The sequence below is a fragment of the Actinoplanes sp. NPDC051388 genome (assembly GCF_055586225.1).
The window spans coordinates 51485-76399 of the sequence record NZ_JBVJIP010000029.1; the positions used below are offsets into that span (position 1 = coordinate 51485).

20 protein-coding genes and 2 pseudogenes are annotated in these 24915 nt (G+C 68.4%); 14 read left to right on the forward strand and 8 right to left on the reverse strand.

The features are described from left to right. Window positions 1–254 precede the first annotated feature (254 nt). The 4 genes from ACZ6TI_RS44760 to ACZ6TI_RS44775 all read right to left on the reverse strand — a co-directional run bounded on the left by ACZ6TI_RS44760 (window position 255) and on the right by ACZ6TI_RS44775 (window position 6241). A complete protein-coding gene (locus ACZ6TI_RS44760; protein ID WP_465351390.1) occupies window positions 255–1109 on the reverse strand; it encodes a carbohydrate ABC transporter permease in 855 nt (284 codons plus the stop codon). After that, entirely contained in the window at window positions 1106–2047 is a 942-nt protein-coding gene (locus ACZ6TI_RS44765) for a carbohydrate ABC transporter permease (protein ID WP_465351391.1), read from the reverse strand. Before ACZ6TI_RS44765 ends, ACZ6TI_RS44760 begins: the two co-directional genes overlap by 4 nt. 69 nt (window positions 2048–2116) lie before the next feature. Then, the gene (locus ACZ6TI_RS44770; protein WP_465351392.1) at window positions 2117–3436 is read right to left on the reverse strand and encodes an ABC transporter substrate-binding protein; all 1320 of its coding nucleotides are present in this window, start codon (window positions 3434–3436) and stop codon (window positions 2117–2119) included. A gap of 15 nt (window positions 3437–3451) precedes the next feature. Further along, on the reverse strand, window positions 3452–6241 hold the full coding sequence (locus ACZ6TI_RS44775) for a glycoside hydrolase family 78 protein (RefSeq protein WP_465351393.1): 2790 nt from the start codon (window positions 6239–6241) through the stop codon (window positions 3452–3454). 192 nt (window positions 6242–6433) lie between these two features. Here ACZ6TI_RS44775 and ACZ6TI_RS44780 point away from each other — a divergent pair, with 192 nt between their 5' ends. The 4 genes from ACZ6TI_RS44780 (at window position 6434) to ACZ6TI_RS44795 (ending at window position 9760) form a co-directional block, all read left to right on the forward strand. Further along, window positions 6434–7453: an AraC family transcriptional regulator gene (locus tag ACZ6TI_RS44780; RefSeq protein ID WP_465351394.1), complete on the forward strand. Its 1020-nt coding sequence runs from the start codon at window positions 6434–6436 to the stop codon at window positions 7451–7453. Window positions 7454–7662: 209 nt separating this feature from the next. Further along, on the forward strand, window positions 7663–8091 hold the full coding sequence (locus tag ACZ6TI_RS44785; RefSeq protein ID WP_465351395.1) for a hypothetical protein: 429 nt from the start codon (window positions 7663–7665) through the stop codon (window positions 8089–8091). A 62-nt stretch (window positions 8092–8153) separates the two neighbouring features. Further along, window positions 8154–8969, forward strand: a complete 816-nt coding sequence (locus tag ACZ6TI_RS44790; protein WP_465351396.1) for an alpha/beta fold hydrolase — start codon at window positions 8154–8156, stop codon at window positions 8967–8969. A gap of 23 nt (window positions 8970–8992) precedes the next feature. After that, window positions 8993–9760, forward strand: a complete 768-nt coding sequence (locus ACZ6TI_RS44795; protein WP_465351450.1) for a MerR family transcriptional regulator — start codon at window positions 8993–8995, stop codon at window positions 9758–9760. A gap of 299 nt (window positions 9761–10059) precedes the next feature. On the opposite strand, the pseudogene ACZ6TI_RS44800 reads toward ACZ6TI_RS44795, so the two are convergent. Continuing rightward, window positions 10060–10961: pseudogene (locus tag ACZ6TI_RS44800) on the reverse strand (NADP-dependent oxidoreductase). A gap of 308 nt (window positions 10962–11269) precedes the next feature. Here ACZ6TI_RS44800 and ACZ6TI_RS44805 point away from each other — a divergent pair. Continuing rightward, the gene (locus ACZ6TI_RS44805) at window positions 11270–11674 is read left to right on the forward strand and encodes a hypothetical protein (protein WP_465351397.1); all 405 of its coding nucleotides are present in this window, start codon (window positions 11270–11272) and stop codon (window positions 11672–11674) included. Between the two features lie 421 nt (window positions 11675–12095). Here ACZ6TI_RS44805 and ACZ6TI_RS44810 read toward each other — a convergent pair whose 3' ends face one another. Further along, window positions 12096–12392, reverse strand: coding sequence for a Dabb family protein (locus ACZ6TI_RS44810; RefSeq protein ID WP_465351398.1), 297 nt, complete (start codon window positions 12390–12392; stop codon window positions 12096–12098). 426 nt (window positions 12393–12818) lie between these two features. Here ACZ6TI_RS44810 and ACZ6TI_RS44815 point away from each other — a divergent pair, with 426 nt between their 5' ends. From ACZ6TI_RS44815 to ACZ6TI_RS44845, 7 genes are all read left to right on the forward strand, one after another. Then, on the forward strand, window positions 12819–13793 hold the full coding sequence (locus ACZ6TI_RS44815; RefSeq protein ID WP_465351399.1) for an LLM class flavin-dependent oxidoreductase: 975 nt from the start codon (window positions 12819–12821) through the stop codon (window positions 13791–13793). A gap of 27 nt (window positions 13794–13820) precedes the next feature. Further along, window positions 13821–14594: an enoyl-CoA hydratase-related protein gene (locus tag ACZ6TI_RS44820; protein ID WP_465351400.1), complete on the forward strand. Its 774-nt coding sequence runs from the start codon at window positions 13821–13823 to the stop codon at window positions 14592–14594. A gap of 2 nt (window positions 14595–14596) precedes the next feature. Continuing rightward, window positions 14597–15775, forward strand: a complete 1179-nt coding sequence (locus ACZ6TI_RS44825) for an acyl-CoA dehydrogenase family protein (protein ID WP_465351401.1) — start codon at window positions 14597–14599, stop codon at window positions 15773–15775. Next, on the forward strand, window positions 15768–16886 hold the full coding sequence (locus tag ACZ6TI_RS44830; RefSeq protein ID WP_465351402.1) for an acyl-CoA dehydrogenase family protein: 1119 nt from the start codon (window positions 15768–15770) through the stop codon (window positions 16884–16886). The genes ACZ6TI_RS44825 and ACZ6TI_RS44830 overlap by 8 nt, the downstream gene beginning before the upstream one ends. A gap of 2 nt (window positions 16887–16888) precedes the next feature. Beyond that, entirely contained in the window at window positions 16889–18484 is a 1596-nt protein-coding gene (locus tag ACZ6TI_RS44835) for an AMP-binding protein (RefSeq protein WP_465351403.1), read from the forward strand. Window positions 18485–18503: 19 nt separating this feature from the next. Next, window positions 18504–19376 (forward strand): SMP-30/gluconolactonase/LRE family protein, encoded by an 873-nt coding sequence (locus ACZ6TI_RS44840; protein ID WP_465351404.1) that lies wholly within the window; start codon window positions 18504–18506, stop codon window positions 19374–19376. A 93-nt stretch (window positions 19377–19469) separates the two neighbouring features. Continuing rightward, a complete protein-coding gene (locus ACZ6TI_RS44845) occupies window positions 19470–20660 on the forward strand; it encodes a TetR/AcrR family transcriptional regulator (RefSeq protein ID WP_465351405.1) in 1191 nt (396 codons plus the stop codon). A gap of 53 nt (window positions 20661–20713) precedes the next feature. Here the strand turns inward: ACZ6TI_RS44845 and ACZ6TI_RS44850 are convergent, their stop codons facing one another. Beyond that, window positions 20714–21127, reverse strand: coding sequence for an integrase core domain-containing protein (locus ACZ6TI_RS44850; protein WP_465351406.1), 414 nt, complete (start codon window positions 21125–21127; stop codon window positions 20714–20716). A gap of 51 nt (window positions 21128–21178) precedes the next feature. Here ACZ6TI_RS44850 and ACZ6TI_RS44855 point away from each other — a divergent pair, with 51 nt between their 5' ends. Beyond that, window positions 21179–21430 carry a hypothetical protein gene (locus ACZ6TI_RS44855; protein ID WP_465351407.1) on the forward strand — a complete coding sequence of 84 codons (252 nt, stop codon included), beginning with the start codon at window positions 21179–21181 and terminating at the stop codon, window positions 21428–21430. Window positions 21431–21681: 251 nt separating this feature from the next. Next, window positions 21682–22608, forward strand: a pseudogene (locus ACZ6TI_RS44860) (transposase); the annotation flags it as partial. A 117-nt stretch (window positions 22609–22725) separates the two neighbouring features. Here ACZ6TI_RS44860 and ACZ6TI_RS44865 read toward each other — a convergent pair. Then, a complete protein-coding gene (locus ACZ6TI_RS44865) occupies window positions 22726–24300 on the reverse strand; it encodes an RICIN domain-containing protein (RefSeq protein ID WP_465351408.1) in 1575 nt (524 codons plus the stop codon). Window positions 24301–24915: the final 615 nt, after the last annotated feature.

Below are 24915 nucleotides of genomic sequence, written 5' to 3' on the forward strand. Positions count from 1 at the left end.
CCCACACTGCCAGTGTCAAGCACAGGAGCACGAGACCCAACGTCGACGGATCCAGATGCAATTGGTCCCGGAGCTGCGGAATGCGCGAAATCAAACTCGCGAAGGCTACCCCTGAACAAGTGAACGCGGTAAAGGTGGCTGCGGTAGCCTCGCGCAACGCGCGAGGAGTGGGCGCAGAGCTGACGGTCGTGGTCATGTTCTGCGCGGCACCCCCGCCGGCAGCGGGGCCATACCGCGGCTCCGCTGCTGCATTATCAGCCTTTGACGCCGCCGGCGGTCAGGCCTTCGACGATCTGCCGGTTGAAGAACAGGAACATGATCAGCGGCGGGATCGTGATCAGCAGGATGTCCATGAACAACAGGTTGTACTGGCTGCTGAACTGGCTGGAGAAGTTGTAGACGGTCAGCTGCACGGTAGGTTCGCCGGGCAGGAAGTACAGCGGTGTCTGGAAGTCGTTGAAGACAGCCACCGCCTGCACCACGATCACTGTGATCGCCACCGAGCGCAGCAGCGGGAAAATGACCCGGAAGAACAGCCGCATCGGGCTGGCGCCGTCGATGGTGGCGGCCTCGTCGATGTCCCGGGGAATGGTGGCGATGAACGCCCGGAACAGCAGGATGCTGAACGAGATGCCGAACGCCACCTCGACGAGGATCAACCCCAACATGGAGCGGAACAGACCGAGGCCCTCGAGCACCCAGATCGTCGGCACCACCGCCGGCGGGATGATCAGCCCGGCCAGCACCAGGAAGTTAATGAAGCCGGTCCAGCGGTTCCTGCGGCGCTGCAGGATGTAGGCGACCATCGCCGAGAGCACCACCATGATCGCCACGCTGGCGACTGTGAGAATCGCGCTGTTGATGAACGCGATGATCAGCATGTAGTCGCGTGACTCGATGACTTCCTGGAAGTTCTGCACGAACCGCAGTTGCGCCGGCCAGGAGAAGCTCAGCTCGCTGGCCTCCTGCCGGTCCTTCAGAGCCATCACGGCCATGAACAGGAACGGCACCACGAAGATCACGAAGGACACCACGATGGCGATCACGCTCAGGGTGAAGTTTCTCCGCGGCCGTCGGCGCGGGTGTGCGGCGGCAGCGTCGGCGCTCACAGCTCGACCTCCTTACGCGACAGGAACCAGAACAGTGGCACCACGATCGCGGTGACCAGGATGAAGAGGATCACGTTGCCCGCGGTGGACAGGCCGTAGAAGCCGGCCTGGTACTGCTTGTAGATGACCGAGGCGATGACGTCGGAGCTGAAACCCGGCCCGCCGCGGGTGGTCGCCCAGATAAGGTCGAACGAGCGCAGACCACCGATCAGCGACAAGATGATCACCGTGACGGTCGCCGGTTTGGCCAACGGCAGCACGATGTTGAAGAAGCTGGCGGTGGAACTGGCGCCGTCGACCTTGGCCGCCTCGAAGTACTCACGGGGGATGGAGACGATGCCCGCGATGTAGATCAGCGTGGCCAGGCCGACGCCCTTCCACACGTCGATCAGGGCGACCGAGTACAGCGCCAGGCTCGGGTTGGTGAGCCAGCCTGGACCGTCGATGCCGAACACGCCGAGAGTGTCGTTGATGAGGCCGCGTTCCGGGTTCATTAGAACCTGGAACATGATGCCGACGCCGATACCGCTCAGCAACACCGGAAAGAACACCACCGACCGCAGGTAACCGCGGGCGATGATCCGCGAGGTGAGCAGCACCGCCAGCAGCATCCCGAGCACCACCTTGAGCCCGGAGGTGATCACGCCGTAGATCAGCGTGTTGACCAGGCCCTTGACCAGGGCCGGCTCCTGGAAGAACGCCACGAAGTTGTCCAGCCCGATGAATTCGGTGTCGAACAGCGACCACCGGGTCAGGCTGAAGTAGAACGACGCGAACGTGGGCAGCAGGAACAGCACCGTGTAGATGATCGCGGCGGGCAGGTAGAACCAGTACGGATACTGGTGGTCGAGCCGGCGCTTCCGCCGGCCCTTCGTGGCCGCCGGAGCGCCGCCGCGACCGGTGCCGGTCGCGACCGTTGTCGTCGCTGTCGTTGCCATGAGCGGCCTCCTCGCAGGCTTGTCGATCCGGTCCCGCGCGACGCGCGGGACCGGATCAGGTGTCCCGACCTACCAGCCCTCGAGCCCGAGCTGCTGGGCCTGCTTCTTCACGTCCTGGTCGTAGAGTCCGGCGCCGGCCTTCGCATCACGGATGCCGGAGCCCACCTCGACGGTGATCTGCTCCAGTGCCGGACCCTTGATCGGTGACAGGAACTCCAGCGCCAGGCTGGACCCGCCGGGCTTGTCGATGTACGTCTGGATGTCCTTGGCCACCTGCGGCACGTCGGCCGGTAGCTTGCACGCCTTGACCGCGTATGGGCCGGTCGGCGCGGCCGCGGTGCTCTGCGAGTTGCACCCGTCCGGGCTGGCGAGGAACGCCTGGAACTTCTTGGCCGCGTCCAGCTTGGCGCCCTCGGTCGTGGTGGGGATGTAGACGCCACCCGGGGTCCACACGGTCATCCCGTTCTTGGCCGCGTCGTCGCCGGGGAGCGGGAACATGCCGATGTCGTTGAGCTTGTCCGGGAAGGTATCGGCGAGTTGGCCCGGGACGCCGGACAGGATCGGGTAGTGCGCGCCTTCACCGTTGGCGAGCATCTTCAACCCGTCAACGACCTTTGCCGAGGCGAAGTCCTTGTTGAAGTAGCCGGCGTCCTTCGCCTCCTGCTGGTGCTGGAAGCCCTTGACCGCGGCCGGCGACGTGGCGTACTTGGCCTGGTTCTTGGTGTACCGGTCCGCGAAGTCCGGCTCGGCCGCCGACACGTTGTGGAAGTCCCCCAGCACGAACAGCTGTGAACTCCAAGTGTCCGAGTAGGTCTGGATGACCGGATCAATCCCCGCCGCCTTGATCTTCGCGTTGTTCGCCATGAACTCCGCCCAGGTCTTCGGCACCTGCAGTCCCACCTTGTCGTACACCGCGCGGTTGTACATGATCGCACCGGCCATGAAGGTGCCCAGCGGCGCGCCGTAGACCTTGCCGCCGACCGACACGGTCTTCTTGAAGTTGTCGTCGAGCTGCCCGATCCACGGCTGGTCGTCCACCGGCACCAGATTCTTTTCCGGCGCAATCGCCTGGAACAGCGAGCCCGTGTTGTACGCGAACAAGTCCGTCATGTCGCCGGTGGACAGCCGAGTCTTCACCAAGTTGTCGCCTTCGCCGCCTTCCGGCCGGGTCTCCACCTTGATCGTGATGTTCGGGTTCTTCGCGGTGAAGTCCTTGCTGAGCTGCTCGGCCATCTTGACGTCGTCATCGCTGTTGCCGACGGAGTACGACAGCGTGACCTTGCCGCCCTCGCCGTCGCTGTCACTGGAACCGAGATCGCCGGCGCTGCACCCGGCCAAAGTCAACGCGCCGGCCACCAGGGCGGCCAGCGGTATTGATCGGATTCTCATTATGCCTCCAGGGATTCAGTGGGGGAGGAGCAGGTATTCCAGCCTCGCCCGCAGGGCGTCGGCTCCAGGGGTGAAGCCGCGACCGGTGGCGGCGTCGACGAGCTGGCTCGTCGGAGCGTCGAGGTAGCGTTCGAGCCGGGCCGCAAGTTCGGTCTCGTCGGCGACACCCGAGTCGTACGCCGCGATGACGACTGCGGCCCAGGTGGGTTCGTGGTCCATGACCTGACGGATGGTCGCGTCGGCGGGTAGCGGTTCGTCGCGGACCGGATCGGCGACCGTCCACTCGTGGTCGCCGTGCCGGACCTCGACCGGGTCGGCCCGGCCCGGCACGTGCACGGTCGCGGACGCGCCGACCGGGACGGTGACGCGCAGGCTGAGGCGGCCGTCGGCGCGTTCCCAGGAGGCGGCGGCCTTTCCGTACGGGGTGAGGTGCGTCGCCGACGCTGAGGTGAGTCCGCGTCCGGGCACCGGCCGGACCTCGATGGCCCGGTAGCCCGGTGCGGCGGGTGCCAGCCCGGCCACCCGGCGGTGCATCCAGTCCGCCACCGCACCGAGCGCGTAGTGGTTGAACGAGGTCATCTGCCCGGGGTTGATGCTGCCGTCGGGCAGCATGCTGTCCCAGCGCTCCCAAACCGTCGTGGCGCCCATCGTGACCGAGTACAGCCAGGAGGGGCAGCCGGTCTGCAGTAGCAGCCGGTAAGCCAGTTCAGGCTCGCCCGCGTCGGTCAGCGCGTCGGTTATCAGCGGCGTGCCGACGAACCCCGTGCTGATCCTGAACGCGGACGCGCGGACCAAGTCGGCCAGCCGGCGCCCGGCGCGGCGCCGCTGGTCCTCGGTCGGCAGCAGCGCCCACTGCAGGGCAAGCGCGTACGTGGTGGCGGCGTCGCTGAGCACCCGTCCGCCGGCGGTGGTGTACTCCGCGGCGAAGGCCTTGCGCACCCGGCCGGCGAGGTCGGCGTACTCGCGGGCCCGGTCGATGTCGCCGACCAACTCGGCGGCCTGCGACACGATCTCGGCCGACCGGGCGAAGTGCGCGGTGGCGATGACGTCCGGGTCCGCCTTGGCGTGGGCGGGCTGGTCCGGCGGCGCGGTCGGGTCGAGCCAGTCGCCGAACTGGAAGCCGCCGGCCCAGAGCAGGTCGTCACCGGCGAGATCGGCCATCTTGTCGACCCAGGCCCGCATGCTGGGCAGCTGGCGGGCCAGCAAGGCCAGATCGCCGGTGCGCTGGTAGATCACCCAGGGGGCGATCGTGGCCGCGTCGCCCCAGGCCGCGGCGGCCGGGCCCGGCCGCCGAATCACGTCCGGCACCACGAACGGCACGGATCCGTCCTTGTACTGCTCGGCCATCAGGTCGGCGAGCCAACTGGTGAGGAAACCGGCGCTGTCGAACAGGAAACTCGCGGTCGGGGAGAACACCTGAATGTCGCCGGTCCAGCCGAGCCGCTCGTCGCGCTGCGGGCAGTCCGTCGGTACGTCGACGAAGTTGCCGCGCATGCCCCAGACGACATTCTCATGAAAACGGTCCAGCAGTTCGTTCGACGACTGGAACCAACCGGTGCGCTCCAGGTCGGAGCCCACGACGACCGCCTCAATATCGTCTACCCGGAGGTCGGGAACGCCGCTCACTTCCACGTAGCGGAAGCCGTGGAAGGTGAGCGTCGGCTCCAGGACGACGTCGTCCGGGCCGGCGAGAACCCAGGCGTCGGTGGCCTTCGCGGTGCGCAGAGGCCGTGTGCCGAGTTCACCTTTCTCTAGCACCTCGGCGTGCCGGACGACGACCTGTTGGCCGGCGGAGCCGGAGCGGACTTTGAGCCGGACCCGGCCGACCAGATTCTGCCCGAAGTCGACCAGCGTCTTGCCTGCGGGTGAAGTGGTGACAGCGCGGGCCGGCAGGATGTCCGTGATCCGGATCGGCGGTCCGTCCGGTGCGACCAGCCGGCCGAGGTCGACGTCGAGCACGTCGACAGGGCGCGCCGGCCCGGGGGCTCGGCGCAGATCGGTGCTCTGCCCGTCGTACAGGTCGTCGGCGATGACGGTGCTGTCCCGGGCGGTCCACGATCCGTCGGTGGCCAGGACGTGGACCAAGCCGTCTGCGGTGGTCACCTCGAGCTGGGCCAGCAAGGCGAGCCGGTCGCCGTAGAGACCCCGCTGCCCGTGAAATCCGAGGCGGCCGCGGAACCAGCCGTTGCCGAGCAGCACGTCCAGGCGGTTCTCGCCGGGGGTTACGAGATCGGTGACGTCGTACGTCTGGTAGCGCAGCCGGTGCTGGTAGCTGGTCCAGCCTGGGGTCAACTCCTGGTCACCGACGCGGTGCCCGTTCAGCTCCGCGGTGTAGAGGCCGTGTGCCGTGGCGTAGAGACGAGCGCGTACCACTTCCGCGGGCACCTGGATGGTTCCGCTCAGGACGGGTGCGGGTTGCTCCGGGCTGTCGACCACGGGTGGACTGACGAAGCGAGCGGTCCAGTCCTCCGCTGCGAGCAGGCCCGCTTCGACACCCGCGTACGCACTCCAGTCACTCCAACCCTCCGAGCTGTGCACGCGTACCCGAACCCGGGCGCGCTCCCGTGAAGACAGGGATGTTGCCGGCCACGGCACCAAGATCTGGTCGGCCGAATCCACCGTGAAGGTTTCGGCGACCGCGCCATCGCGCACCAGTTCCGCCTGGTAGGCGGCTTGTTCGAAGTCCGCGTCGGCCTGCGGGATCCGCCAGGAGAGGCGGGGGGTCGCTGAGCCGATGCCGAGGACCGGGTTTTCGCCGGTGCGGTGTTCGAAGCGAACTGGAGTAGGAGCGGCGGGTGGAGGCATGGATCTCCTAGGTCATGAAACGATTCAAGCAAGGCTCGAGAGGATGTCGGTTTCTTTTCGGATGGGTGGCCAGAAGATTTCGCCTGGCTCCGATCCTGCAGCTGAAGTGACGCACGGCATAGCCCGTAATTCACCGGTACTAGCACGGAACTCTCCTGGAAGGCCTTGACGGAGAGGCCGTACAGTATCTGGATGGCCGAGCTGCCGGTCGACGCCTCGAGCGATCAGTTCCATCTAATCGAGGGCTCAGTCGTGTTCGCCGGGCATTACGTCGAGCTGGACACAGGTCCGGCGCACACACACAGCTTCGTCGAAATCGCGGTGATGCTCTCCGGCGAGGGGATCCACCACAGCCTGGCCGGGCGACAGCAGGTTACCGCTGGCGACGTCTTTATCCTTCGCCCGGGCGTGTGGCACGGTTATGAGGATTGCCGGTTCCTCGACATGTACAACTGCTGTTTCTCCACCGAGTTGCTCCGACACGAACTTGCGTGGACCCGTGAGGACCCGCTGCTCGGGTACCTGCTGTGGAGCGGTCCTTATTCGGGGCGGCGGCGCGGCATCCTCACCACCCATCTCGACCAGGCCGCCCTGGCCGAATGCGTCGCCCACCTCGAGGCGCTGGACGAGTTGCGGCTGCAGCCGGTAGGCCTGCACAGGGGTGACATCATCGGCCATTTGTCGCTCTTCCTCAACCGTCTTGCGCGAGCCGTGGTCCCCGAGGGCGACGACATGCCCGCGGGCCTGAGGCACACCACGCACGGCGCCGTGGTCGACGCCATGCAGATGATGGAGGCGCGTCCGGCTTACCCCTGGACACTTACCGAGCTCGCTGACGCGGTGCATCTCGCGCCTCGCTACCTTGTCCGGCTCTTCAAGACCGCGACCGGACTACCGCCGATCGCCTACCTGGCACGGCATCGCATCGAACTGGCAGCGGTGCGCCTGCTGCACACCGACGATCCGATCGGCCGCATCGGCGAGTCGGTCGGCTGGCCGGACCCGAACTACTTCGCCAGGCGATTTCGGGCCCACTACGGCGTCACCGCCTCGGCCTACCGGGCGCGGTTCACCCACAACGCCGTGCGCCTGCCGACCTGGGACGGGCGAGAGTGGGACGATGTAACCGATCGTCGCCGCCGGCCTGACGACACCGAAGGCATCGGTCTGATCCTTCGGGGCTCGGACGAGGTCAGCAACGCAGGACGGTGATCGTTGAAGTGACGCTCGTACACGCCGAGTACGGCACTGGCGTGACGCTCGTTGAGATCAGCATCCGGTCGGTGCACTCGGCTCTTACGCTACGGACGAGCCGTTCGGCATAACAGTTCGGGCGAGGCGTTCGAGGTGGGTGTACCGCGCCAGAACTGTCGCACATGACGTGAGCTGCGATTCTGTGGCCGTCGCGCACGATCGAAAGCATGCTCGTACGCCTGATGTACCTGACCGCCGTTCGGATATTCGGCTGGTTACCGCGGGCCAGCCGCGGCGATACGGCGATGGCCGCCGAACTGCTGGTGCTGCGCCACGAGGTCGCCGTGCTGCGTCGTCAGGTCGGTCGGCCGCGCCTGTCGTGGCCGGACCGGGCCGTGTTGTCGGCGCTGGTTCGTGCCCTGCCGCGCCAGCTGTGGCGACATCGGATCGTCACCCCGGCCACGCTGTTGTCCTGGCACCGCCGCTTGGACAGCCGGCACTGGACCTACCCCAGCCGGCCCGGACGCCCACCCATCAGCGACGAGATACGCGACCTGGTCCTCCGGCTCGCCCGCGAAAATCCCGGCTGGGGACACCGGCGCATCGCCCCACTGAGCCGGCCCGCACGCTGCGGCCCGGCGTGGTCGTGTACCTGAACCGAGTCGGCGCCGCAGATCGACCTTGACCTTGACCTTAGGTCAAGGTGGATGCTGACCGCATGGATGCTAACCGCCTGACCAGTTCAACCACCTCACCATGGACCGGCATGGTGCCGGTCGACGACACGGCCCTTTCGGTCACCGATACCCGCGGCCCCGGGCCTCCGGTCGTCTATCTCAATGGTTCCTATGCCAGTCAGCGGTCCTGGCGACCCGTGATCGCCGATCTCGGCACCGGTTGGCGACACGTCACCTATGACGAGCGCGCCCGCGGAGCGTCGAAGCGGTCGGCGGACTACTCCTTCGAGGCGTGCCTCCGCGACATCGACGCGGTTGTCGAGGCGACCGGTGTGGACCGGCCGCTGCTGGTCGGCTGGTCCTACGGTGCGGCGCTCGCTGCGCACTGGGCCGACCGCAACCCGGACCGCGTCGCGGGCGTGGTTTCGGTCGACGGCGCGGTGCCGTGGGGGCTGACCGGCGAGGAGAACCGGCAGCGGATCCGGCGCGCGTTTCGCCGGATGCGGCTTTTCCTGCCGCTCGCGCGTCCGCTGGGCCTGTCCGCCAGCATGACCGCCGACGAGCACGCCGAGGTCGGCATCGAGATCAACGAGATCTGCGCTGCCCTCGGGCCGGTCCTGGACCGTCTGACCTGCCCGGTGCGCTACGTCCTGGCCACGGGTGCGAACCTCGGCGGAGGCCAGGAGGAGATGGAGCAGATGCGCGCCTCTCTCGATCCGGTGCTCCACCGCAACCCGAACCTGCGGATCAGCGCGAAGGTCACGAGCAATCACACGCAGATCCTGCGCAGGGACTTCCGGGCCGTCGCCGCCGCCGTACGGGAGATCGCCGCCGCTGCCGAACAGGAGGCCCGCTGAGCCACCCGGCCGCCGGACTGACGATCAGCCAGGCGGCCGCATTCGCCGACATCACGATCAAAACGGTGCGGCACTACCACAAGCTCGGCCTGGTCGACGAACCAGCACGCGACAGCTCGGGTTACCGGCGATATCGATCGGACGACCTGTTGCGGCTGGTGCAGGTCCGGACACTGGCCGCCGCCGGTGTCCCGCTAGCCGAAATCGGCCCTCTGCTCGACTCCGACGCCGCGTCGTTCGCTGCCTCACTCGCCGACGTCGAACGGCACCTCACCGAACGGATCGACGAGTTGGTCGCGCGGCGGGACACGCTGCACCGGCTCGCCTCCGGTGACCGGGCCCTGTTACCCGACCGCGCCGTAGCGCTGCTGGAAGGAATGCCCAGCATCGGCTTCACCCCGGATGACGTGACGATCGCCCGAGAATCCTTCGTGCTGGCCAAGGCCCTGGTCCCCGAAGGGTTCGACGACTACCTCACCCATGTCGAGCAAGCCCTCCAAGACCCCCGCTTCGTCGCCTTGGCCAAGCGCACTGCCGAGGTTGCGGGCTGGGAACCCGACGACCCCCGGGTCGCCGAACTGGCTACCGACATGGCCGACCACTACCTCGCCAACCCCGCACAGCTAAAGATTGTGACCGGTCTGCAAGCCCACACCGAAGCCGCAACCCGGTACAGGCTGATCGCCCACCACCGCGAACAGCCAGACTCAGCCGCAGCCCGGCTGGCCGCGCTCGTCGAAACCAAGCTCCGCTCCGCCGGCATCGAAATCTCCAGACCAGACTCACACTGAACCAGCCCTCCTCCGGTCCTTCCGCCACTCGACCGGCTCGGCCGCAAAGCCCGTACGCGTCCCATCGGCCCCGACGTACCCGAGCCGGAACCCGCCCAACTCCACGCCAGCAGCATCGGAGACCACGCTCAAAGGTCGCCGTCACACCGAACATCTCCGGCAGCGATCAGCCCAACTCCGGCAGCGACTCGCAGAGTCATTCTGGCCTGCGAGCGGCTCTTGCCGGAGTCGCGCGAGAACACGCCACAGCTCTCACCGAGCCCGGGCGAGCACGCTCGCCCCGAGGACCGCGTCTGCGCTCAGCCGACCAGCAGCACGAGCTTCCCGCGCAGGTGACCGTCCTCGCTGACGCGGTGCGCCTCCGCGATCTCGGCGAGCGGGAAGATCTGCGCGACGGGGAGCGAGAAGCGCCCGGACTCGATCAGCTCTGCGATCGCGGCGAGCGCCTGGACCGCACGACCGGCGTCCCCGCTGCTGAACGTCACCCCATGCACCTGCGCGCCGCCGAAGTCGGCGATCGTCACGACGTGCTCCGCACCGCCAGCGAGTTCGATGGGCTCTGGAAGCACCCCGCTCCCGGCGACGTCTAGCGCGACGTCGACGCCGCCGGGCGCGAGCGCGCGAACCCGCTCGACGAGACCCGCGCCGTATGCGACGGGCTCGGCCCCCAGCGAGCGAAGGTACTCGTGGTTGGCCGGACTGGCGGTGCCGATCAGGTGTGCGCCGCGCGCCGCGGCGAGCTGAACCGCGGCGCTGCCGACGCTTCCGGAGGCGCCGTTGATGAGCAGCGTGCTGCCGCTCCCGACGCCGAGCTGGTCAAGCGCGCGGGTGGCCGTCTCGATGGCGGTCGGCAGCACGGCTGCACCGGGGAAGTCAAGCGATGGCGGGATCGGCGCGTAGTAGGACAGCACCGCCAGCTCGGCCTGAGCCGCCCCCTCGGCGGAGAAGCCGAACACGCGATCGCCGACCGCCACGTCCGCAACGCCGTCGCCCAGCTCGTCGACGACGCCTGCCGCCTCGTAGCCCAGGGTCTGCGGGAGCTCCCATCCATCAGGCCCTTGCGCTTCTTCCAGTCGCTCGGGTTGACGCCGGCCGCGCGCACCGCAATCCGGACCTGGCCCGGACCCGGACGCGGATCGGGCCGATCCACGATCTCGAGGACCTCCGGGCCCCCAAACTGATTGAAACGGACCGCCTTCATCCTTGCCCCATTCTCGACCCCGCGGTGTCACGCTTGCTGCGCGGCGTTGACCCCGCCCAAGGTCGCCGTCACGGCAACCATTCTTGGCATCGATCACCCGATCCCGGCAGCGACTCGCAGGCTAATCCTGACTCTCGCAAGATCACTCGCAACCTTCGGCGATACGGGACACTGCCTGATCAGTGCGGCCGTACCGGCGGCTTGTGGCGTGGAGTCCAGCGCACCGGATCGCGGCAGACTCCGGCGTTCTGGCGGTCCAGCGCCGGCTTTGTGGGGGTAGTCGTTCGGGCGGCATAGGATCTCCGGCCATGAAGCCCCTGCTGGAGCGGCCGTCCAGGAGCGCCGCAGAGTCGATCATTCGCTCGTTCTTCGGGTTGCTTGCCCAGCAGAAGCTCGACGAGGCCGACCAGGCGGTTGATCACCACAGCCTGGACTGGCCGTACCAGGTTTGGTCGCTGTGGCAGGACATTGTCGCGTTCGACATGGATGCCGACGATCCGGCGTGGGGCTTTGAGGCAGGAACCTGGAAGCAGGACCTGTCGTGGCTGGGCCGGATCGGGATCGCCGATACCTTCCACTGGAGTGATGACGGCAATTCGCTGTTCACCCTGGTTACCGACAACGGTGAGCTGACCGACGTCTCCGGGGACTTCGACATTGTGGAAAAGGACGGCGGCTGGGTCGTCCGGCGGGTGATCATCCACGTGGCCTGAGCAGTGCTCACCGTGGCCACCCGCGCCCACTGTCTGTCGCCACGGCCGCGCGCGGAGCGGGCCTAACCGCGATCCCGCAGCGGGTGGTGTCGCTTCCCGGCGGTCTTGGGGTGACTGCGGTCGAGGACGCGCCCGCAATGGCCGAGCACCTACATCCGCGACGTCGGTGCATGTCGAGCGCCGCCGCCCGGATCGTTCAGAACTGCCAACCTCACCGGGACCGGACAATCACGCGCATGACACGTCAACTAACCAGCGCATCCAGCGGCCCTCCTAGCGGCGTGGGCGACGGACCCGCATCGTCCGACGCCCGTGCGCGCAGCCTGCCGCCAGCACATCGACGACGGTCCCCAGCGGTCCGGTTCGGCGGCAACCGCAGCGCTGCATCGCCGGCGTCGCGTCGCTCACACGTGGCGGGACGTCAATCTCGGGCCTCGACCAGCAGGAACTGCACGCTCTGCATGGACTCGACGTGGTCCCGGGGCACCGCGAGATGCGCCGGGTGGGCGAGGTAGGCGGAGAAGTCCTCGGCGTTCGCGAACTCGGTGACGACGGCGTAGTCGGCGTTCGTCGGGCGCTCGCCCAGGTCAGGACCCTGCCGGGTGTGGATGGCGAAGTCGAGCTGGTCCGGCAGGTCCGCGAGCGCCTTCGCGAACGCCTCGATGTCGGCCGTTCTCGTCGATTCCTTGAACCTCAGCGTGAGGCAGTGGATCAGCATGTCGATCCTCCGTTCCGTGTCGTGGTTGCCCGTGGCTGCGCCAACCGTCCGGCCGGGGTCGATGACGAGATGGAGCGGGACAACCGATGCGCGCCATCTCTTTTGCACGTGAGCGATTATAGACATCAGCGGACAGGCTCAGTTCGCTCAACACGGGGGCCATCGACGCGCGAGTCATCTGCCTGGGTCAGGTTCGACGACTGAATCCTTCTGAACAGGAGGTATGTCCGATACACGCTCTGGTCGCCGGACCGGGTTCCACGACCGCGTGGGGCCGATCGGCCGTCAGTGCGACGGGCCAGGGCTGCTCCAAGGTCAAGACGAAGTTATCGATCATTGACAAGCTCGAGTCAGCCGTCCTAGCCTGTGACGTACGACACCCCTGGTTCTGAGGGCGTGTGACCACTCCGACCGAGAGAGACCACGATGAGGCTGGGCTGCTCGTTCGCAACGTCGCTGGAGACCCCGGAGCACATCCGCATCGCCGAGGGACTCGGCTACGAGAGGGCGTTCTGCTACGACTCCCCCGCGCTTTATCCCGACGTGTGGATGGTGCTGAATCGGGCAGCCGAGCTGACCGACCGGATCGTTCTCGGGCCTGGCGTGCTGATCCCGAGCCTGCGGCACCCGATGGTGACGGCGTCGGCGATCACGACGCTGGTGCACGCCGCGGGGCAGGAACGTGTGCTGGTGGGCATCGGCAGCGGGTTCACCGGACGGCTGGCCATGGGGCAGCCGCCGGTGCCGTGGGCAAAGGTCGAGCACTACGCCCGCACCGTGCAAGCCCTGCTGCGTGGCGAGCAGGTCGAGTGGGAAGGGGCGATCATGCAGCTGATCCACCCCGACGACCGCTTCGGTCCGAGCCTGCCGGTCACGGTGTCGTGGGGTGTCGCCGGAGAAGGCCCCAAGGGCACCCGGGTCGCGCGCGCCCTCGGCGCCGAGCTCATCCGGATCACCCTGCCCGAGCCGGGGTTCGACCAGCAGATGATGATGGTGATTGGGACGGTCCTCGACGAGGGCGAGGACCCCGGGTCCGAGCGGGCGATCGACGCTGCCGGCCACGCCGCAGGGCTCTACCTGCACTGGGCGGTGGAGCACGACGTGATCGAGGAGCTGCTCGGCGAGGCCGGCAAGATCTGGGCCGCGGCCTACGACCACATCCCGGAGAACCTGCGCCACCTCGCGCTGCACGACCGCCACGTGGTCGGGATCAACGACGTCGATCGCCCCTTCGTCAACGGCGAGGTGTTGCGAACCGCCGGCGTCGCGCTCTCCCCGAAGGAATGGCAGGACAGGTTCGCCGCGCTCGAGGAGGGCGGCTGCTCCTTCGTGCACTTCCAGCCCGCGGGTCACGACATACCGCGCGAGCTCGAGGCGTTCGCTGCCGCCTTCGACCGCTGACCGAACCGAATGGAGAGACGGACAACGATGGAGGAACTGAAGTTCATCGAGTGGCAGGACGACGGCCCGGTCGCCACCGTGTGGCTCAACAGGCCACCGGTCAACGCTACCGACCATCAGCTGTACGGCGAGATCCGAGAGTTCTTCGGCCACCTGGTCGACTACCTGCCGCAGGCCCGGGTCGTGGTGCTCGCGGGGCGGGGCAAGCACTTCTGCGCGGGCAACGACCTCGCCGAGTTCCAGACCCTGGACCCGGACAACGCCCCTGAGCGTCTCAAGCTCGCCCGGGAGGCGTTCTGGGCGATCTACGACTCACCGTTCCCGGTCATCGCCGCGGTCCACGGGGTCGCGGTAGGGTCCGGTCTCGCGATCGCGGCCTCGTGCGACCTGGTCGTAGCGGCAGAGGGGGCACGGTTCGCCACGCCGGAGGTCAACGTCGGCGTGCTGGGCGGCGCCAAGCACCTCTCGCGGCTGGTGCCACAGGGTGTGGTTCGCCTGATGCACTACACGGGCGATCTGCACCCGGCGGAGAAGCTGCTGCCCTACGGCGGGATCGTGGAGATCGTCCCGGAGGAGCGCTTGCTCGAGTCTGCCCAGGAGCTGGCGCGATCGATCGCCCGGCACAGCCCGGTGACGCTGGAGCTGGCCAAGCGGAGCCTCAACGGCATCGAGTACATGGAGTTGAAGCCGGGCTACGAGTTCGAGCAGGGCCTGACCCGCGAGCTGTCCGGCTACGACGACTCGAAAGAGGCCGTCAACGCGTTCCTCGAGCGCCGCGCGCCGGTCTACACGGGACGGTGAACATGGCAACGACGACGCGCACGACAGCCGAGTCCCTCGACGCCTTCCGGGCGCGGGCCAGGGCATGGCTCTCCGAAGCCGAGCTCCCGGAGGTGCCGCTCGATCTCGACGCCCGGTTCGCGGTTCTGCGCCAGTGGCAGAAGACCCTGTTCGAGGCAGGCTGGGGCGGCATCGCGTGGTCGAAGGAGGCGGGCGGTCAAGACCTCACTCACCTGCATCAACTGGTGTTCGTCGAGGAGCTCGTCCGGGCCGGGGCGCCCCAGCCCGTCGGGCTGATCGGTCTAGAGGTCGTCGGACCGTCGATCGACCGCTACGGCACCGACTGGCAGCGTCGTGACCTGTTGCCGCGGCTGCTGTCCGGCGACGACATCTGGTGCCAGGGCTTCTCCGAGCCGAACGCAGGCTCCGACCTCGCCTCGCTGCAGACCCGGGCGGTGGCCGACGGCGACGACTTCGTGGTCTCCGGCCAGAAAATCTGGACGAGCTGGGCGCACCTGTCGCAATGGTGCGCGATGCTGGTGCGCACGGACACCTCCGTGCGCAAGCAGGCGGGCATCAGCTACCTGCTCGTGGACATGGCCAGCGCCGGTATCACCACCAGGCCCATCACGCAGATGACCGGTGACCGGGAGTTCTGCGAGGTCTTCCTCGACGAGGTCCGAGTGCCTCGGCAGAACCTCCTAGGCGGTCTGAACGAGGGATGGGCGATCGCCACGCACACCCTGGGCAGCGAACGTGCGGGCGCCACGCTGCGCCGCCGCGTGGAGTGCGGGGTAGCACTCGACGACGCGGTCGAGCAGATCCGACAGCATCGCGCGGATCCCGGATCGCCGGCCGAACGCCGGGCTCGGGCCGCCGTGGGCCGGTCCCACGTCGCCATGCGGGTCCTCGACGCCCAGACCCGCCAGACCACCGCCCGGCTGGTCGCCGACACGGGCCCGACGCCGATGGACTCCGTCGACAAGCTGCTGCTCACCGAGGTCGAGCAGACCGTCTTCGCCGAGATCGCCGGCCTGCTCGGCCCGTTGCGCACGGTGCCCGGAGCCCGGCCGCACGGCCTGGCGTCCGAGCGGTGGGCTCACGAGCACCTCTACTCGCGGGCAGCCTCCATTTACGGCGGCTCGTCCCAGATCCAGCGCACCATCATCGCCGAACGACACCTGGGACTGCCCCGTGGCTGACACCGTGCTCTCCGACCAGTTCGGGGCCGCCGTCGACGAGTACCTCGCCCGCGCGTACGACGGGGAACGGCGGGGCACGCTCCTCGATAGCGGGGGCTGGGACCCGGGCTTCGCCGCCGAGCTGGCCGAGCTGGGCTGGTACGCGCTCGCCGTGCCCGAGCGGCACGGCGGGCTCGGCGCGCCGCTCTCGCTGCTCGGCCCGGTCTTCGTCCAGTTCGGCAGGCACCTGGTCGTCGGGCCGTTGCTGGAGGACGTCCTGCTTCCGGCGCTGCTGAGCCCCGCCGACGGAGAGCAGGCACCGGCCGTCGCCGCCGCGGTCGAGACCGGCGTCCCGCTCGCGCTCGTCGACCCCGGTGCCACCGACGACTGGGCCGCCTATTTCGGCTCGGTGACGCTGCGCGAGCAGCGGCTCTTCGGCACGGTCGAGGTCGTCCGCTTCGCCCGGCAGGCGGGCCTGCTCGTGGTGGTCGCGACGACGCAGACGGGTGCCGCCGTGTGCCTGGTCCACCCGGCGGCGCCGGGCGTGCGCATCGAGGACGGGGAGAGCGCCGACCCGGCGACCACGTTCGCGCGCGTCGTCCTCGACGGGGTCCACGTCGACGGGTCGGCGCGTGTCGGAGGCGACGAGCTCGTCACCCGCATCCGCTCGTGGGCGAGGCTCCTCATCGCGTGCGAGCTCAGCGGACTCGCCCAGCGCAGCCTCGAACGCACCGTCGAGCACATCGCTCGACGCGAGCAGTTCGGACGCCCGATCGGGAGCTTCCAGGCGGTCAAGCACATCGCCGCCGACATGTACGCGCAGTCGACGGGGCTGCACAACCTGTGCTGCGCGACGCTCGCCGACGCCGACGAGGCCGCCGTCACCGACCTGGACCTCCTGGCGGCGACCGCGAAGGCCCACGCCGCCGAGGTCGCGGTGCGGGTCTGCGAGGACGCGATCCAGCTGCACGGCGGCATGGGCTTCACGACGGAGAGCGACGTCAGCTCGTACTACAAGCGCGCGCTGGCCCTGCGCGGGTGGTACGGCGACACGACCGAGCTCCAGATGCGGATCGGCGCCACCGTGTTGGACCGCGACCGGGCCCACACCGACCACGACCCTGGGAGGTAGACGTGAAGGCAACACGACTCGACGAGGAGCGCGTTCGTCGCGACACGGAGGCGGGGTTCTGGGCGGGCAATCTGGTCGATGGATACCTGGCCGACGTCGCCGCCCGTACACCCGGCGCGGTTGCAGTCGTCGACAGAGGCCGGTCCTGGACCTACCGCGAGCTCGACAACAGCGTGAACCGCCTGGCTTCGGCGCTGCACGGGCGCGGGATCAGGCGCGGCGACGTGGTGTCGTGGATGCTCCCGAACTGGGCCGAGGCGATCATCGTCCACCTCGCCGCGATCCGGCTCGGGGCGATCAGCAACCCGATCATCCCGATCTACCGCCATCAGGAGACCGCGTTCATCCTGCGCCAGGCGGCGTCGAAGGTCGTGGTGGTCCCGCTCGAGTTCCGCGGCTTCGACTACCCCGCCATGATCGACGACATCCGTGGCGAGCTCCCCGCGTTGCCGGCCGTCGTCGTGGTGGGTGCCCGCAGCGACGGTGCCCGCACGGGTTTCGACGATCTGCTCGACGAAGGGCGGGCCGAGCCGGCCGAGCACGGCGTGCGCGACGCCAACGACATCGCGCTGCTGCTCTACACCTCCGGCACGACCTCGGTGCCGAAGGGTGCGCTGCACAGCCACAACACGCTGGACTACGAGAACCGCAGCATCGTCGAGTTCTTCGGGCTCTCGGCGTCCGACGTCGTGTTCATGCCCTCCCCCGTCGGCCACATCATCGGGGTCCTCTACGGGATGCAGCTGCCGTGCATGCTCGGCGGCACCGTCGTCCTGCTCGACGTCTGGGAGCCCGAGCGGGCCCTGGAGCTCATCCAGGAGCACGGGTGCAGCTTCTCCGTGGCCGCGACTCCGTTCCTGCACGGGATCGTGCACCACCCGCAGCGGCAGGCCTTCGACACCAGCTCGCTGCGCGTCTTCGCGTGCGGCGGCGCCGATGTCCCCCCGGAGCTGATCAGGGCGGCGACCGCGGCTCTGGGATGCATGGTCAGCCGCGGCTACGGGTCGACCGAGTACCCCACAGCGACCGCCGCCAACGACGCGGACGCCGTGAGCAAGCGAGCGCAGACCGACGGGAGGGCGATCGGCGGGGCCGAGGTGCGCGTGGCGCCGGACGGTGAGTTGCAGGTGCGCGGGCCGGAGCTGTTCCTGGGCTACCTCGACAGCTCCCTCAACGTCGACGCGTTCACCGACGACGGTTGGCTGCACACCGGCGACCTCGCGCGCATCGACGCCGACGGCTACGTCGAGATCATCGGCAGGCAGAAGGACATCATCATCCGCGGCGGCGAGAACATCAGCGCCAAGGAGATCGAGGACCACCTGTTCGAGCACCCCGCGATCGCCGACGTCGCCATCGTCTCCTCGCCGAACCCGGTGCTGGGCGAGCTCGTCTGCGCGGTCGTCGTCTCCGAGCAGGGCGCAGGCGTCACGCTGCCCGAGATCGTCGAGTGGCTCACGGCCCGGCGGATGGCCCGCCAGAAGATCCCCGAGCGTCTCCTCCTGCTCGACGAGCTGCCGCGCAACGCCAGCGGCAAGGTCCAGAAGTTCAGGCTCCGCGAGCTGACGCGCGCGGCCGCCGAGTCCGCCGTCCACTGACCATCGATCGGAGTCGACGATGAAGCTGCACACCCTCACCGAGTTCGCCTCGGGCCACCAGTTCCTCGAAGGCCTGCGCTGGCACGGCGGGGCGCTCTGGGCCAGCGACTTCTTCAGCAAGAAGGTGCTGACCTTCGCCACCGACGGGACGGCCACGACAGTCGCCGAGATCCCCGGTTCACCGTCCGGCCTGGGCTTCCTGCCCGACGGCTCGACGCTCGTGGTGTCACAGGCCGACGCCACTGTCTTGCAGATCGCCCCGGACGGGTCGCTCACCACGTACGCCGACTTCAGCAGCATCGCGGGCGGACCGGGCAACGACATGCTCGTCACCGCGGACGGCCACGCCTACGTCGGCAACTTCGGGTTCACCATCGGCGCCGAGGATCCCAAGCCGACTGCGCTGGCGCACATCGACCCGGCAGGCACGCTCCGCCGAGTCGACGGCGATGTGCTCTTCCCCAACGGCATGGCCGTCACGCCCGACGGGACCCTGCTCGTCGCCGAGACGTTCCGCCACCGCATCACCGCCTACGACATCGAGCAGAACGGCTCGCTCTCGAACCAACGAACCTGGGCCCAGTTGGAGGACTCGTTCAACCCCGACGGCATCGCCCTCGACAGCGACGGCGGCGTGTGGTTCGGCAACGCCCTCGCGATGGGCGACGACAGCGGCTTCTACCGCGTCGTCGCCGGCGGCGAGATCACCGACAAGGTGCCGGTCACCGGAGCTCAGGCCGTCGCGTGCACCTTCGGCGGCGAGGACCTGGACACGCTCTACACGAGCTGCAACGCCACCACGCTCGAGGAGTTCGTCCAAGGGCAGTCGAAGGCGGTGCTCGCGACCGCCGAGGTCGGGCGCACGGGTGCGCCGGGCTCCTCCGGCGCCTGAGCCGCTTGCCGTCTCCCCGGCGAGGTCCGGGCCGACAGCCGACCCGGACCCGTCGATACCATGCCCGGGTAGGTGCAAAGGAGGTGATGGCTCATGGACTCTGCCGCGGCAGAGTCACCGCCCCGATCCCGACCCCGCAACAGGCGAGCCGAGATCGCCAAGCACGCCGGCGAGCTCTTCAGCGTCCGCGGTTTCCACGCCGTCCGCATGGACGACATCGCGGAGGCGAGCGGCGTCACCGCGCGCGCCCTCTATCGCCACTACGAGAACAAGCAGGCTCTGCTCGCACACGTCGTGCGGGAGGACCAGCAGCACGTCATCGACACCCTCACCGCACTCACAGAGCAACCGGCCGTCAGCCTCGACGCCGGTCTCGCGGCGGTGACCGATGCCGCGCTGGACAGCCGCCGACTGTCCCTGCTGTGGCAGCGAGAAGCACGCCACCTCGGCACCGACGACTACCGACTGGTCCGGCGGCAGACCCGGTGGATCGCGGAGAAGCTCGACGAACTCTTCATCGCGCCCAGTCGCGACGACCTCGATGATGTCACCGCCGGCATCCGCAGCTGGGTCCTCGTCAGCCTCGTCTCAGGCCACGGCCTCTACGACAGCCCGCTGCCACGTCAGCGCCTCGCGGAGGAACTCATCGGGGCAAGTAAGCGGGTCATCGCCGGGCCCGCCGCGCCCGCGGGTGAACCCGTCGTCGAGCAGGCCGGCAGGACATCGATCGCACGGCGTGAGCAGCTTATCTACGCCGCCGCCGGCGCGTTCCGCGACAAGGGGTTCGGCGGGGTCAGCATCGACGACATCGGCGGCCAGCTCGGCATCGTCGGCCCAGCCCTGTATCGCTACTTCGACAACAAGGCCGAGCTCCTGGTCGCCGCGGTGAACCGGCTCCACGAGTGGCTCGCACTGGAGATGACGCGCGCCATGCGCACGCCGGGCCCCGACGTGGAGGTGCTTCCCCTCCTGATCCGCGGCTACATCCGCGTCGCGATCGAGGCGAGCGAGCTGCTGGCTGTGTGGCTCACCGAACGGCTCTACCTGCCCGAGGCCGTCCGGGAGCGGTTCGACCGGGTCCAGGCCGACTACGTCGCGGAGTGGCAGCACTGGCTGTCGGTGGCCCGGCCCGACCTGGCCGACGCCCGCGCGGCGACGCTGGTCAAGGCGGCCAAGACGATCATTGACGACTGCGCGCGGATTCCGCGCCTACGGCGATACCCGGTCCTCCCCGCCGAGCTCGCACGGGCCGCCCACGCGACGCTGGGGCTCCCGACCTGCTGAGGTACGCGGCATTGACACCACTCTCCCCACCACATCAGGATGACGGCGGCGCTTCACCGCGCCGGCGAGTAGAGGCCTGTGCCGTGCCAAAACTTGCCGCATGGCCTGTGACCTGCGGCTCGTGTGATCAGCGTCGTCGCCGTACCGGTGCGTCGAGCGCGACGACGGGCTGGATCGTGATTCGGCGGGTGCTGGTCGAGGCTCTGGTGTGGACGGTGGTCGTTGAAGTGAGTCTCGTACTCGGCAAAGACGCTGCGAGCGTGCCGCTCGTTGTAGATCAGCACCCGGCCGGTGCACTCAGCGCGGGCGCTACGGACGAACCGTTCCGCATAGCAGTTGACCCGCGGCGTCCGCGGTGGAGTCTTGACAACCTCCACGCCTTCGGCGGCGAATACCTCGCCAAAAGCGCCGGTGAACTTCGCGTCTCGATCGCGGATCAGCAAACCGGAAGGACGCAGTTCCCTCACCCAAATCCATGACCAGGTTGCGGGCCTGCTGGGTGGTCACTCGGCCATCGGGTGGGCGGTGACGCCGAGGATGTGGACCCGACCAGCGGCGATCTCCATCACGACCAGCACGGATCGCCGCCGCAGGGTGATGGCGTCGATATGGAAGAAGTCGGTCGCGAGCAGCCCGCAGGCCTGCGCTCGCAGGAAGGTCCGCCAGCCGGTGTCGGCCTCGCGGGGCGCCGGGCCGATCCTGGCGGCGGTGAGGATCCGGCGGATGGTGCCGGCGCCGACCCGCAGGCCCAGCCCGACGAGTTCTCCTAGCCCGCGGCGGTGCCCCCAGCCGGGATTCTCGCGGGCCAGCCGCAGGACCAGGTCGCGTATCTCGTCGCTGATCCGCGGACGTCCGGGCCGGTTGGGGTAGGTCCAGTGCGGCTGACATGCGCCGGTGCCAGAACATCAGCGTGGCCGGCGTGACGATCCGATGCCCCCACAGCTCACACGGAAGACCGCGGACCAGAGCGCAGAGCACGGCCCGGTCCGGCCACGACAAACGCCGTCGGCCGGCCTGGCGGCGCAGCACGGTCCCGGGAGTGCTGCACCGATATCAGCGGCGGACCGTGCGCCTGCAGGCTCTCGTCGGCGCGGTCGCTCGGGAACTGGCCGGGCGTGGCGCAGCCCGGTTGCTGTCGAAGCTGGCGGTGCCGCTATCTCGTCATTCCACGGTCCGGGCACTGCTACGGATGCCGTATGCCGCGACGCTGGTTCCGCGGGTGCTGGGCGTGGATGATTTCGCGCTGCGGCGACGCAGCCGCTACGCCACCGTGCTGATCGATGCGCAAACCCGCAGGCGGGTGGACGTGCTGCCCGACCGCAACGCTGACACCCTGGAGGCGTGGCTTCGACAGCACCCGGGTGTTGAGGTGGTCTGCCGGGACCGTTCCGGCGCCTACGCCGAAGCGGTCCGCCGGGCGTTGCCCGACGCGATCCAGGTCGCTGACCAATGGCACCTGTGGCACGGACTGGGCGAGGCCGCCCGCCGAGAAGTCGCCGCGCACAGCGCGTGCTGGGCCAAGGCCGGCCGCATACAGGACGGCCCCCGCGCTCAGACCACCCGGGAACGCTGGCATCAGATCCACGCCCTGCTCGAGCAGAACGTCGGCCTGCTCGAATGTGCCCGCCGGCTCAACGTGTCGCTCAATACGATCAAACGCTACGCCCGAGCCGGTGAACCCGAGCGGCTGCAACGAGCTCCGCAATACCGGCCGACCCTGGTCGACCCCTACCGAGAACACCTGCGCCGCCGCCGGGAGCAAGAACCCGCCGTCGGTAATCTTGAGCTGTTCCGGGAGATCGAAGCCCTGGGATATGCGGGAAGCATGAACCTGCTCGTCCGCTACATCACCCAAGGCCGCGTCGAAGGCGACCGGCCGCCGATGTCGCCACGCCGGCTGACCAGCCTGGTGCTGACCCACCCGGATCACCTCACCGATCACCCACGGTCACCACCGAAAGTGCGCCAGAGCCGGTCCTGGCACAGTCCCCCGTTGGCGTGCGCATGCTCGTCGAGCCGCACCCACCGGTCCGTGGACGAAGGGTCGCTGCCCGCACGCAGGGCGTTATGCGCGGGACCATGACTGGTTGGATCCGCCCGTACAGTCCCACAGCTGAACGCGGGCGCCGTTCGCGGTGCCGTTCTGCGTCACGTCGAGGCAGCGCCTGGAGGCCACTCCGGTGATGGTGCCGTTGCCGTTGATGGTCCACTGCTGGTTGGTGCCACCGTTGCAGTCGTAGATGCCGACCGCCGTGCCGTTAGCGGTGCCTGTGCCTCGGGCGTCGAGGCACTTGTTGCCGTAGACCCGCAACTCCCGGGCGGAGGTGCTGGTCCACTGCTGGTTCGTGCCCGTGCCGCAGTCGTAGATGGCGACCTGAGTGTTGTTAACGGTGCTGGCGGCGGGAACGTCGAGGCAACGGCCCGAGCCGGTGTTGCGTAGCCGGTTGCCGGGCACCGGGTCAGGGCCTGGGTCCGTGCCGGTGAGGCCCCAGGCGTACCGCAACCGTCCGGCGCCGGTGGCGTTGGGGGTGGTCAGGGTCAGGTTGGTACCGCTGCCCTGCAGCTTCTGCATGGCGTACCAGTCGTCGTTCTGCCCAGCGGTGATCTTGCCGCCGACACCGGGCCAGTAGACGGAGCCCATGCCGAGTTCGCGGAGCACCTGGGTGGTGGCGCGGAAATAGCGGACGAAGTTGTCGGTGCTGTTGAGGTCGTCGTAGTTGAGGCCCGTGTCCATGGGCGCACCGAACTCGTCGATGATGGTGCGGCCGGCGCAGTTGCCGATGGCGTCCCTCAGGTATTCCACCCACGCGTCGTACGTCTTCGCACCGCTGAAGAAGGTGTAATGGTGCAAGGACAGGTACGTCCCTTCGAAGCGGCTATCGGCGCACATGGTCTTGACATCCTGGTTGAATCCGGAGCCGCTGATGAAGATGCGGTTGCGGGGTACCGACGGCCGCGCGGTGAGCCATGCGGCGGCCACGTTCTTCCATTCGGCGGCGGTGTACCCGTGCGGCTCGTTCATCGGCTCGAAGTGAACGAGGGAGTTGGAGCCGTACTTGTCCACGACGGTGTTCCACATGGTATCGAAAGCGGCGGTGTTGGTGAGGCGGCCACCGGTGGACGCCCTGCCGTCGTCCCAGTACGACAGGATGACCTTCAGACCCCGGGCGGTCGCCGAGTCGACGACGCCGATGTAGGCGTTCCACCATGTCGTACCGACGGAGTAGGTGTTGATCGGCAGCCGGACGGTGTTCGCGCCGAGATTGCGCTCGAAGCCGGCGAAGACGGCGTCCGCCTTGGCCCGGACGGTGGTGTAGCTGTCGCTGCTGCTCAACCCATACAGGACCAGCGGCCCTCCAGTGAAGTTGTCGCCGGCGCGGGCCCAGTTGACGCCCTGAAACTGGTTCGTCGCCGCCGACGCGCTTGGTGCGATGATCACCAGGGCCAAGGGGATCGCGGTGAGCGCCGCCACGGCGCCGGCCAGCGCCGCGACAACACGGCCCGCCGTACGCCGTCTTTTCCTCGGGTGCCGGCTCAACGCATACCTAGCCGGAGGTTGTGCCGCCGGGCGAACCGCGGCCGATACGGCGACTTCGGCCGCCCTGGCTGCACGGGAACCCGGAACACGTCGTCGGATCATGGGTGCTCCTTGTCAATGGGAGGGCGAAGGCGGAGGGGCTGGTGTTGGCGCCGTCCCGCTCGCCGGTCACCTGGTAGCGAACCCGGGACGACGAGGATGTCGGCGGCCCGAGGACACCGGCGGGATGGAGCTCGGAGCGGAGGCCGGGGGCGACGACGGCGTCAAAAGGGCTCGAGACCCGGTGGTGGAGATGGCCTCGGCTGCCGCGAGATGGGCGGCCGCAAGACCAACAGCCGCCACCCGGCGGCGCATCGAGGATCGCATGTCATGTCCTAAGGTGCCGCGGGTACGGCTCGCGCGGTTGTCCGAGCCGCCCTCGACGATCGCTATCAGTGAATTCGAAAGATTCCATTGACTGTCGGCAATATATCCAGAGTGTTCCTGGCTTCACAAGCGGAGCGAAGCACTGAGGTGGTCGCGCAATAGTCATTCGATACACGTCAGACGGAGACGCGTCGGCGTAACACTTTTTCGGAACATATTTTTCCAGACAGCGCATTGTCATCGGCAAATGAGCATGTGGCCGGAGCGCCAGGCGGGTATCCGGCAGCGTGATCAAATCACGCTGCGTTGATCGCCTGGCCCGTCCAGGCCAGGGGTGATGGCGCCGTTGGG